This window comes from Nodosilinea sp. LEGE 07088 (genome assembly GCF_015207395.1).
In the GTDB taxonomy this organism is placed as follows: Bacteria; Cyanobacteriota; Cyanobacteriia; order Phormidesmidales; family Phormidesmidaceae; genus Nodosilinea.
On the sequence record NZ_JADEWX010000058.1, the window covers coordinates 18,390 to 30,284 of the forward strand.

At 56.0% G+C, this 11,895-nt stretch carries 6 protein-coding genes; 3 read left to right on the plus strand and 3 right to left on the minus strand.

Annotation, left to right across the window (positions count from 1 at the left end):
- Window positions 1–16 precede the first annotated feature (16 nt).
- Both IQ254_RS14555 and IQ254_RS14560 read right to left on the minus strand, forming a co-directional pair.
- Window positions 17–1,189, minus strand: a complete 1,173-nt coding sequence (locus IQ254_RS14555) for a glycosyltransferase (protein WP_278000331.1) — start codon at window positions 1,187–1,189, stop codon at window positions 17–19.
- 313 nt (window positions 1,190–1,502) lie between these two features.
- Complete coding sequence (locus tag IQ254_RS14560; protein ID WP_193966880.1) at window positions 1,503–2,642, minus strand: quinone-dependent dihydroorotate dehydrogenase; 1,140 nt, start codon at window positions 2,640–2,642, stop codon at window positions 1,503–1,505.
- 388 nt (window positions 2,643–3,030) lie between these two features.
- On the opposite strand from IQ254_RS14560, the gene IQ254_RS14565 reads away from it, so the two are divergent.
- Entirely contained in the window at window positions 3,031–5,877 is a 2,847-nt protein-coding gene (locus tag IQ254_RS14565; protein ID WP_193966881.1) for a GAF domain-containing protein, read from the plus strand.
- A 37-nt stretch (window positions 5,878–5,914) separates the two neighbouring features.
- Here the strand turns inward: IQ254_RS14565 and IQ254_RS14570 are convergent, their stop codons facing one another.
- Complete coding sequence (locus tag IQ254_RS14570; RefSeq protein WP_193966882.1) at window positions 5,915–7,468, minus strand: NAD(P)H-quinone oxidoreductase subunit N; 1,554 nt, start codon at window positions 7,466–7,468, stop codon at window positions 5,915–5,917.
- Window positions 7,469–7,965: 497 nt separating this feature from the next.
- On the opposite strand from IQ254_RS14570, the gene topA reads away from it, so the two are divergent.
- Window positions 7,966–10,776 carry a type I DNA topoisomerase gene (topA, locus tag IQ254_RS14575; protein WP_193966883.1) on the plus strand — a complete coding sequence of 937 codons (2,811 nt, stop codon included), beginning with the start codon at window positions 7,966–7,968 and terminating at the stop codon, window positions 10,774–10,776.
- Between the two features lie 167 nt (window positions 10,777–10,943).
- On the plus strand, window positions 10,944–11,895 hold a 952-nt coding region (locus IQ254_RS14580), incomplete at its 3' end, for a hypothetical protein (RefSeq protein ID WP_193966884.1).

Below are 11,895 nucleotides of genomic sequence, written 5' to 3' on the forward strand. Positions count from 1 at the left end.
ACCGATTAGCGATGACTCATTTGGTCTGGGTAACGCGCCAGCTCAGTTTGAGATTGAGCCAAAAGTTCCAGAAGGTCACGATCGCGATCGCAACCAGGTTGGCAGCGTAGGCCCAGCGCTGGCCAAACACCAGGTTATAGATCACATTCAGCATCAGCACGTTGAGCACTAAGCCCCCCAGGCAGATGGCGTTGAACTTGAGCAAGCGCTTCAGCCGAGCCCGCCAGCCCTGCTGCATTAGGCTGACGTCGGCAAAGGTCCAGGCGTCGTTCCAAATAAAATTGTTGAGAATAGCCACCTCAGCGGCCAAAATTTTACTGCGGGTGAGGGGCAACCCCAGGGTGCTGTGCAGCAGATAGAGAATCACCATATCGACGACCACGCCGCTCAGCCCCACCAGACCAAACCGCACAAATCGCTGCAGCGGAAACCGCTGGTGTAGCTGCGATAGCCGCCCGCCGACCCGCAGCCGCAGCAGATGGTGAATATAGTCGATGTACTGTCGCCAGGTGACTTTGCTAGCTCCCTCTAGCCGCTCTTGAAACACATAACCCACCTCAGCAATGGTGTCGATGTCGCCGCGCCCCAGCACTTCGAGCAAAATCTTGTAGCCTTTGGGGTTGAGTATTGGCCCTGCGATCGCACGGCGCTGCACCATAAAATAGCCGCTCATGGGGTCACTGACTCTACCTACCACCCGAGGTAGCAGCAGCAGACCCACAGTTTGCGCCCCCCGCGACAGCACCCGCCGAATCAGGCTCCACTCGCTGACGCCGCCGCCGGTCACATGGCGACTGGCCACCGCCAGATCGGCTCCTTGGGTAAGGGCCGCCAACAGCTCTAGCAGCACCTCCGGTGGATGCTGCAAGTCGGCATCGATAACGCCCAAAAACCGTCCTGTTGCGGCCTGCCAACCGCGAATCACCGCCGCCGACAGACCTCGCTCCTGCTGTCGTCGCAGCACCCGCAGCTGAGGATAGGTGGTGGTGAGCGCCAGGGCCGTCTGCCAGGTTAAGTCAGGGCTATCATCATCCACGATGATCAGCTCATAGTCGCCAGCAATGACCTGATCTAAGAGGGTTACCAAGCGCTCGACGAGGGGTTTGATATTCTTGCCCTCGTTGTAGGTTGGAATCGCCAGCGACAAGGTCAGGGTCTGGGCATGGTTCTCGCCGCCTGCGGTGCCCATCTCAGCCAGGGACAAAATCTGTAGAGAGCCTTGGGGCGTGGGCTCTGGGATTTGTAGCTGAGGCGGCAAAACCATACATAACCCTATACAGCAAAATCAATGCGAACCCGATCGGCTAACCCCGTTTGGGTCGCCTGTATTCCCCTGCCAGGGGAAACGTTTACCAGAGCGGCTACTCACAGGCTCTTATCCTACAGCAGTCTCTTCAATGGGTAAATGTACTGCTCAGCCTGTGGAAAAATTGCCCCAGGGTGATGGCACAATGGCCCCCGATGGGGCTAGGCGATGGTCAGCCTACAGGGGCAAATCAACTTTACTGGCGGTGACTGAGGCCGACGGCATCCCCAATGGAACTCAGTCCATGGGCCTCAAGCTGTGCTAACAGGCCAGTGAGAATCTCAGGTACCATCCAGGGCCCCTCATAGATCCAGCCGGTGTAGGTTTGCAGCAGCGTCGCCCCAGCCGTAATTTTCTCCCAGGCATCTGCGGCGGTAAAAATGCCGCCTACCCCCACGATGGGGAGCTGGTTCCCAGTGCGTGCATAGATATAACGGATGACCTCGGTCGATCGCTGGCGCAACGGTGCACCACTGATGCCACCGGCTTCTTCGACGAGAGTATTGCCTGTTTGCAACAGTGTTTGGGTCTTCAGCCCCGTCCGAGCGATGGTGGTATTGGTGGCAATAATACCCGCTAGATGATGGGCTAGGGCTAGCTCCAGAACAGCGTCAATATCGGGCCAGGCCAGGTCGGGAGCGATTTTGACGAGCAGCGGCTTGCGATCGCTATTTTCTGCCTGCAGCGCCATCAAAATGGGGGCCAGGTGATCGGCGGCCTGTAGCGATCGCAGCCCTGGGGTATTGGGTGACGACACATTCACCACAAAATAATCGCCATAGTCATAGAGCTGCCGATAGCTAAACCGATAGTCCTCGGCCGCATCGGCTAGGTCTGTCACCTTTGACTTGCCGAGATTAATCCCTATTGGCATCATCGGCCTTTGGCTGGGCCAATAGGTTTTGAGGCGTTTAGCGAGCGCCTCAGCGCCTTGGTTGTTAAAGCCCATCCGATTGAGTACAGCCTCGTCTTTGACTAAACGAAACAGACGGGGTTGGGGGTTACCTGGCTGCGGATGGCAGGTCACGGTGCCCAACTCAGCAAAGCCAAAGCCCAGCAGTGGCCAGGTCAGGGCGGCTTCGCCATCCTTATCAAAACCCGCTGCTAGGCCCAGCGGGTTAGCGAAGGTGAGCCCCCAGCAAGTTTGGCTGAGGCGGGCATCTAGGTGGCAAAATTGCTGCCGCAGCCAGGGATGGATCCGATCTGCCAACGAGGGCTTAGCTGACTGGCCTAGCCAGGCCAGCAAGTTCATGGTGCGGCGGTGGAGGAATTCTGGATCTAGCTGAACGCCATGAAACAGCAGCGGACGCACAATCTGGCGGTAGGGATCTTTCACAGACTGTATTGGTGAATGCAAACAAAAGGCAGGGTAAACTGATATTCAGGCTAAAGGTATAGCGCCTATAGCTGCTTGCAGCATGGAGCACATCAAGTGATGAAAACGGTTGGCAATCTGTGGCAAAGGGTGCTGAGGTTGTCTAGCGGTTCTCTTCAACATTAAAGCAGCCCTAAGGTCGTTTGAGGCCACTGAGCAGACCTGGCTGGAGTCTACAGCAGTCACACCGCCGTTGTCTGATCGTTCTTGGGTCTACCTAAAAGAGCCACTGGGTAACGAGGTGAACGCCCCAGCTAACTTGATGGGGCCAGCCCGAGGTTAGCTGGTTTCTAAGCTGGGTGTAGGTCTGTGTATCTTTTTTCTGCTACCGAGGAGACTGTTGACGCCAATGGCGCAATCGCGATCCAACGAGTTCCCTAACGATCAGCACGACCAAAAGATTATGGTGCTGTCGCGTCTGCTCAAGGCGCTGCGGAGTACCACGACGCCTGAGGAGGCGATCACGCTGGCGCTCAATCATGTGCACCAGGAGCTAGATTTTGAGGTGGCCTGGGTGGGTCGCTACGATCGCATCAACCATCGTCTACTGACCAAGGGATGCCACAGTCCTACCCAAATGCGATCGATGCGCACAGTGGTCAACCTCACGCCTGGAGATGTGCTGGAGCAGGTCGTGATTCAGCTACGTCCTTTAATCGTGGCCGATCTGCAAAATGAGATTCGGGCTGGAGAGTGGGGCACGATCGCCAAGCAGCTAAAGCTCCAGAGCGCTATCATTTTTCCGATTAAGCATCAGGAGAGTTGTCTGGGCCTGTTGGTGCTGGCCTCGCCTGACTGGGGTAAGAGCGCTTCGTTGGGAGAACGCTCTTATTTGGCCATTGTGATGGGTGAGCTGGCCGAGACGCTGTCTCATTTTGAGGCCGATCAACAACGGCAGCAGGCCAAACGCCTGGAACAGCCTCTGCTGGCGTTGATTGGTAGTTTAGGCAATCTACCCGATATTGACAGCCAGCTAAGCGACGTACTGCGCGAAATACAGCGGTTTATTGCCCCCCACCGCACCCGAGTATTTTGGCTTGAGCCCAAGGGCAATTATTTCTGGCAGCGAATGCCAACGCTATCCCTCCGTCCGGCCGATCAAGAAACTGACTATAACATCGCCGTTGACGAGGTTCGCAGCTTGTATCAGGCCCTGTGTAACGAGCAATTGGTCGTCATCGGGGAGAGCCAGGGTGCCCTTAAGGCGATTGTTTCTGAACGCATGATGCAGCATATTCATGCCCAGGCGCTGCTGGTTGCACCGATTAGCCACCAGGGCGATCTAGTGGGCTTTATCTCGGTCGAAGGTAATCAACCGCGCATTTGGCAAGAGGCCGAAAAACAATTTGTGATTGGGGCAGCGCGGCTGCTCAGTCTGGCTTTGCCCGGGGCTATGACCCGTGAGAGTGGCCACCAAGTCGAGCTCGATCAGCACCTGACCACCGGTGTCATTCAAGGTATCCACGGGGATGTCGACTGGCAACAGACCCTGCAAACCTGTTTTACGGTGCTGCAAGATCGTCTGGCCATTCAGCAGTTTTTTGTGCTGTTGTTTAATCCTGACCGCAACGGCTACGATCTGTGCTTTCAAAGTCAGGCTAGCCGACCTAGGGGAGTGCCGCTGCTATGGCCTTGCCTTGACAATGTGGATTGGCAAATGCTGGAGCGGAGTCCGTCGGCGGTCAGCATTGATAGCCTGGCCCACGACCTAAAGCTGATGGCTTGGCGCTCTATTCTGCGCGATCTCAGTGCTCAGTCGCTGCTGGTGAGCAATGTTGCCCCAGGCAATGCTCCAGAGGGATTGGTGATCATATGCGATCGCGTCAGCCGCCAGTGGACGACGGCTGAGCAGTCGCTATTTGAGGCCGTCGCCCGGCAGATCGGGGTGATTTTGCACCAGTGGCAGCTCCAGCGTCAGCTCGACCAGCAGCAGCACATCTATGAGGCCATTCAGTGGGGGTTGCAGGCCCTGTACAAAGAGCTCAATCCAACTCAGCTTGAGCAGGTTACCTTACAGCAGGTCATGCAACTGCTGAAAAGTTCTACAGTGCTGCTGGTAACCTGGCCAGCGGGCGGGGCCACGGCTACGGTGACCCAAATGGTTAGCCAAGATAGCAGCGTTCGCGTGAAGGCCAATCATCCTATTTCCGTCGGCACCGATGCCCTGATTAACTGGGCTGTGCAAGCCGACGGTCTGCTGCCCCTGACGGTTGATGAGCTGCCCCCGGCCACGACTGGTTGGCTGAATGCTCCTGCCGGTAGCCGATTGCTGACGACTGCCCTGCGGACGGCTCCGACCCATGCAGTGACGGGGCTAGCTGTGGCGGTCTTACCCCCCAATCGTCACTGGACTAACCATCACCTGACTATCTTTAAGCTGCTGATCAATCAACTGGCCTGGTCGCGGCGACATCTGGCGATGACCACCATGCTGACACAACAGCGCCAGGATCTGGAAAACCTCAACTGGTACAAGCACCACCGGCTCGAAGATCTGTACCGTATTTTGGGTAAATTGGCCCAAGACTTAGGCCAATTGAAAGGGCGTGAACGCAGCTCGGTTAGCGAACTGGAGGTGCTTCAGGATCAGCTTTCCACCGTGATGGAAAATGCGGAGACAGTGTTGATCGGTGAACGATGGCAGCTTCATACCCAGCAGCAGTCTATGCCGCTGGTAAGCATGCTAAATCGACTGCTGGAGCGGATTAACCCCATCCTCGAAGCCCGGCAGCTGTGGTCTAAGTTTCATAACGAGAGCAACGTGGTGCTGGGGGGTGACATGCTCAAACTAGAGCTCATTCTCTATGAGGTTATGGCCGCCGCCTGTAACCGTTCTCCGGTGGGAGGCCGGATTGATCTGTGGTGTCGCGTGCTTAACCTCGATTGGGTTGAACTTTCGGTGACTGACGATGGGGTATTTTCACCCCAGTTACTCGATGAGCTGAATCAGGGCTATCCGGCTGATGTGCTGGCCCCTTCGCCCTTAGATGAACCACCGGGGCTACAGCTGTCGATCTGTAAGCTGTTGCTCGATCAGCTGGGGGGTGAAATGAGCTTTTCTATCCTGGAGGATGGTCGCACTCACAGTCGCCTGTTGCTGCCTTTGGCCCCCTACGGAGAGGTAATCGCCGGCAAGCCTCGCTCTCTGCCAACCCCTATGCCGACCCCTGAGACCGACCCATCAAGCCCCGAGTAGGGACGTGATGGGATAGCTCATGCCGAACTTAACAGGGCTACTCAGCCGCTAACTCGGGATTCGATGACACAGCCACCTGGGCTACGGGTGGCTGGAGCATGGGGGTTTGAATGACTGCGTTGTTGGCAATCGTAAACAGAGGATTAGACAAAATCCCTGCTAGCGAAGTGGCAACAACCGCCAAGATCAGACTCACCTGCATGGGGCGCAGACCAGGCAGATCCCAGCGGATGGCGGGGTATCCCTTAACCACGTCAGACATCTCTTGGGGCTCTTTAACCACCATCATTTTGATGACGCGGATGTAGTAGTAGATAGAAATGACGCTGGTGACAAGACCCACCAGTACTAGGCCATAGGCCCCCGCCTGCCAACCTGCCCAGAAAATGTAAATTTTGCCAAAGAATCCAGCCATGGGCGGAATGCCTCCCAGAGACAGCAGGCAAATGCTGAGACCTAAGGTCAATAAGGGGTCTTTCTGGTATAGGCCAGCATATTCACTAATTTGATCGGTACCCGTGCGCAGGGAGAACAAAATCACGCAGGTGAACCCGCCCAGGTTCATAAAGAGATAGACGAGTAGGTAGTAGAGCATACTCGCATAACCGGCGTCAGTGCCCACCACCAGACCAATCATCAAAAAGCCCGCCTGACCGATCGATGAATAGGCGAGCAGGCGCTTCATGCTGGTTTGTGCCAGGGCTACTACATTGCCCAGCACCATGCTGAGAATGGCCAGAGCCGTAAAGACAAAGTGCCACTGGTCTGATACCAGCGGAAAGGCGGTGACCAGAAGGCGAATCGCTAGGGCAAAGCCAGCGGTCTTAGACCCCACCGACAAAAATGCCACGACTGGGGTGGGCGACCCCTCATACACATCGGGGGTCCACTGGTGAAAGGGAACTGCGGCAATCTTAAAAGCAATGCCAGCAATCACAAAAACCAGGGCAACCACTAGGCCAATTGGGGCCTCGGTACCGTCGGAAACGATGGCTGATGCGATCGCACTCAGCTGAGTCTCGCCCCCCGACAACCCGTACAGCAGCGACGAACCATAGAGAAAAATGGCTGAACTGGCCGCGCCAATTAATAAATACTTGAGCGCCGCTTCGTTAGAGCGGGGGTCACGCTTCATGTACCCAGTCAGCAGATACGACGAAATACTGAGGGTTTCTAGGGCAACAAAAATCATCACCAGCTCGCTAGAGCCGGAGAGAAACATGCCGCCTAGGGTAGCGGTCAGCAAAATAACCAAAAACTCAGCCAGGGAAGTGCCCGACTGCTCAACGTAACGGATCGCCATGGGCACGGTGACCACCGCTGAGAGGGCGATAATGCCGCGAAATACAATGCTCAAATCATCGGCCGTAAAGGCCCCCAAGAACCCGACTGGGTTGACCATTGACCACTGGAATACCAGGGTAACCACTGCACCCAAGCCACCGAGCATAGCGATGTAGGGCGTCCAGGTCGAAGAGGAACGGCCCTGAATCAGATCGCCGACTAAAATCACCAAAATTGTGGTCAGTAAAACGGCCTCCGGCCAAATGGTGCTAGCGTTGAGCTGCGCCCCGAGATTGACGAGATCCATGGGTTCTTTTCCGCGAAATTATTTTTAACCGTACCAGTTCAGTCGTGCGGTGACCAGGGGCTATGACCTAATGGTGGCGATAAGGGTAGTCTATGCCACAATCGCTGGCCTGCCGCCCCTATCGTAGCTCAGGCATGCTCGGCTGAAGCTTAAGGCTGCCGTAGGCTGATGCCAGTGCGATCGCCACCTGCTCCAGGGTGATCGCTGCGCGTCTGAGGCTCAATAGGGCTGGACGATAGTCGATAAAATGATCTATCTATGATCTTAGAGTTCGACCTGAAGATGATTCACCCAGGTGCTATTGGTTAAGTTTTCATAGTCAATAGCCTTAGCAGTTCGGTAGGTGTGCAGTACAGTGTTGATCATCTGGCCATCAACTGTGCCAAATCTCCAAATCTATAGATGGGTGGTCAAAACCTGCTACAGATGGCTTCTGTAGGTTAGGAAAGTGTCTAACCGCGATTGCTAACGATTATTCCTCAAGCGCCAGCAGCCCTATGTCAACCCTTGTCATTGTCGAGTCACCCACTAAGGCCAAGACGATACGCAACTACCTGCCTGCGGGGTACCGGGTTGAAGCATCGATGGGGCATGTGCGCGATCTACCCCGTTCGGCCAGCGAAATTCCGGCCAGTGTGAAAGGCGAAAAATGGGCCCAGCTGGGTGTTAACCCCGAGGCTGATTTTGAGCCGCTGTACATCGTGCCCAGCGATAAGAAAAAGGTCGTCAAAACCCTCAAAGATGCCCTCAAACAGGCAGATGAGTTGCTGCTGGCCACTGATGAAGATCGTGAAGGTGAGAGCATTAGCTGGCATCTCCTCCAGGTGCTAAAGCCCAAGGTGCCTACCCGGCGCATGGTGTTCCATGAAATCACCCAGGAGGCGATTCAAGCCTCCCTGGATAACTGTCGCGATATTGATAGCCAGCTGGTTCATGCCCAAGAAACCCGACGAATTTTAGACCGCCTAGTGGGCTACACCCTGTCGCCGCTGCTGTGGAAAAAGATTGCTGGCGGTCTGTCGGCAGGGCGGGTGCAGTCGGTGGCGGTTAAGGTCGTCGTCAAGCGCGAACAAGAGCGTCGGGCCTTTCGGAGAGGGGCCTACTGGGATCTCAAAGCTTCACTGGTCAAAGATACGAGCGCCTTTGAGGCCAAACTCTACTCCCTGGGGGGGACACGCCTCGCCAACGGGAGCGATTTTGACGAGGCCACGGGTCGGGTCGCGGATGGACGCGACGTCGTGCTGTTAGATGAAACCCAGGCTCGCGAGCTACAAACCCGTCTCCAATCTGGGGTGTGGACGGTCAGCAACCTGGAAGAACGACCTAACACCCGCAAGCCTGCTCCCCCGTTTACCACGTCAACCCTGCAGCAGGAGGCGAATCGTAAGCTGCGCCTATCTGCCCGTGACACTATGCGGGTGGCTCAAAATCTCTATGAGCAGGGTTATATCACTTACATGCGTACCGACTCGGTACACCTCTCTGAGCAGGCGATCGCCGCTGCCCGCGCCTGTGTAACCACCAAGTACGGCACCGATTACCTCAGCCCCAAGCCTCGACAGTATGCTACTAAATCCAAGGGTGCTCAGGAGGCCCACGAGGCCATTCGCCCGGCTGGGAGTACCTTTAGAACCCCTGCCGAGACCGGTCTCTCGGGGCGAGAAGCCGCGCTCTATGACCTGATCTGGAAGCGGACTGTGGCCAGCCAGATGGCCGAGGCCCGCCAGACCAACATTACGGCCTCCATTGAGGTTGAAAATGCTATTTTTCGCGCCACCGGCAAGCGGATTGACTTTCCGGGTTTCTTTCGCGCCTATGTGGAAGGTTCTGATGATCCCGATGCGGCGATCGAAGGTCAAGAGGTGTTGCTGCCGGCTTTTGCCATGGGCGATAGCTTGAGTTGTACAGACCTGGAGGCCATTGGGCACGAAACTCAGCCCCCCGCTCGCTATACCGAAGCCACCTTGGTCAAGATCCTCGAAAGCGAGGGTATTGGTCGTCCTAGCACCTACGCTACCGTCATCGGTACCATCATCGATCGCGGCTACGTGCGTCTGGTTAACAACAGCCTGATCCCAACCTTTACGGCATTTGCTGTCACGGCTCTGCTAGAGCAAAATTTTCCTGACCTGGTAGATTTGCATTTCACCGCTCGCATGGAGCAGACCCTCGACGATATCTCGACGGGTGAAGTCGATTGGTTGCCCTATCTAAAAGCCTTTTACTCTGGCGATCAGGGGCTAGAGACTCTGGTACAAGCGCGGGAAACTCAAATCGATCCCACCGCCGCTCGGACGGTATTACTCAACGATTTAGAGGCCAAAATTCGCATTGGTCGTTACGGCCCCTATGTGGAAATTGGCACTGGCGAAGAATCGGTGAAGGCCTCTATTCCGGCTGATGTGCCTCCGGCTGACCTAGACAGCGACCAAATTGAGCGCATCATTAAGCAAAAAGTTGAAGGCCCTGACAAGGTAGGCCTTCACCCCGACACGGGGGAACCCATTTTTATGCGCATAGGTCCCTATGGCCCCTACGTGCAGTTGGGAGAACCGACCGACGATAACCCTAACCCCAAGCGCGCTTCTTTGCCCAAAGGCACCCAACCCGAGGCGGTCACGGTAGAAATGGCGGTAGGACTTTTGATGCTGCCGCGTAAGCTTGGGGTACATCCCGATACCGGGGCAGCTATTAAGGCAGGGCAGGGGCGGTTTGGCCCCTATATCGTTCACGATCAGGGTAAAGCAGGCCGCGACTATCGTTCCCTCAAAGGCGATGACGATGTGCTGACAGTGACCTTAGAGCGTGCCCTAGAGCTTTTAGCCCAGCCCAAGGCTGGTCGAGGGCGCAAGAAAGCAACTCCCCTGAAGGAGCTAGGGCCCCACCCCGACGATCAGGAAACGATTGCGGTGTTCAACGGGCCCTATGGCCTCTACGTCAAGCACGGCAAAATCAACGCTTCGGTGCCTGAAGGTACTGAACTCGATGGTATTTCCTTGGAGCAAGCGCTGGGCTGGCTCAGCGCCAAAGCCTCGACCAAAAAAGGCAAGACCACTGGGCGAAAAGGGAAAACCACCACCTCACGCACCACTAAAACGGCAGCCGCCAGTAAGGCTAGCGGTAGTAAAAAAACGACCAAGACGACCGCAGCTAAGGCCAAAAAAACTACCGCTTCCAAGTCGTCTACGAGTGCTAAAAAAACCACCCGTTCTACGACGACTAAAGCTGCTAATAAAACGGCAACCCAAAAATCAACCTCTAAATCCAAGCAGAGCGACAATTCGGCGACCGATACTCAGGCTGACTAGTACTCTGAGGCGGAAAAGGCAAGAATCGGTATAAGATGACACTATAACGGGATGCTGACCGGAGGCCTGGTGTGGTATAGCTTGGGTTAGCGTCAGGCATAGGGGTGTATCAACGGGCCTAGACTCTCTCAAAAGGCCTAACTTTGTCTGCAGATAAGGAGGCCCCAATGCCCGTAGACCCGCGATCGCCGGATGCTGCCGCAGTTGCCCCGGTTGCCGATGTCTGGGAATTTTTGGTGGGTGGCCTTAGCGCCTATGGGCGACTCTACGGTCTGCCCGACGATTCAGACCAGGTGCAGGGCATTTTGGGAACGCTCTTGCGACTACACCAGCCAGAAAAGCTGCCTGCGGTAGTTGATCACGTTGTCCAGCAGGTGCTGGATGGGTTAACGCCCGAGGCGCTTAAAAATGTCATGGTCAATCGCGCCAGCAGCACCCTAGCAAAGGCAACCCGTCGTTGGCAGCAGCAGCTAGAGAGCCAGGTAGAAGACATTCTGGCTACCTATCTCCAGCGCTATTCCCCCACCCTGACCCCAGATACCCTGCGCAGCGCGGCGACGGCGGTGATGCCACTCCTGGGTAATGATCGGCCACCGACGCGGGCCGAAACGGTTGGCCTAATCAGTTATCTGGTACGCACTTTTGATCCGGAGAAGGCTCTGACAAGGGCGATTAATCCGATCTACCTGGCGATCGCCCACAAGCTAGCCATTAGCCTGAGTCAAAAGCCGCTCGAAGCGGCTGTGAGCGAAACCGTTACCGCCTACGTGGCCCAATATGCCCCTACGCTGACTAGCATTGGCGCAGACCTAATTGCCACTGCCCTGGGCGCTGTGCTGAAGAACCAGGTCGATTTTAACTTTGATACTCAGCTCAGCGTGGTTGACGAAAAACTCTTGATTGAGCAAGTCAGTTTTCAGCTCAATATACTGCGCCAGTCACCGCTGTCGTCAAAGGCGGCTGAGGTGGTGGCCGCTGAGGTTAACGCCGCCGTCGAAGCCTTTCTGAGCCATCGCCGCGATCGCGACGAAGCGGTCGATGTCACCACCGGCCTGGTCAGCGACGACGGTCTGTCGGTCTCCAGCCCTTGGACCTCCACCCGCCCGCCCGCTGCTCCTC

Coding starts and splice junctions, on each gene's coding strand:
- IQ254_RS14555 (WP_278000331.1), bottom strand. CDS start 1,189: ATGGGCACCGCAGGCGGCGAGAACCATGCCCAGACCCTGACCTTGTCG.
- IQ254_RS14565 (WP_193966881.1), top strand. CDS start 3,031: ATGGCGCAATCGCGATCCAACGAGTTCCCTAACGATCAGCACGACCAA.
- IQ254_RS14570 (WP_193966882.1), bottom strand. CDS start 7,468: ATGGATCTCGTCAATCTCGGGGCGCAGCTCAACGCTAGCACCATTTGG.
- topA (WP_193966883.1), top strand. CDS start 7,966: ATGTCAACCCTTGTCATTGTCGAGTCACCCACTAAGGCCAAGACGATA.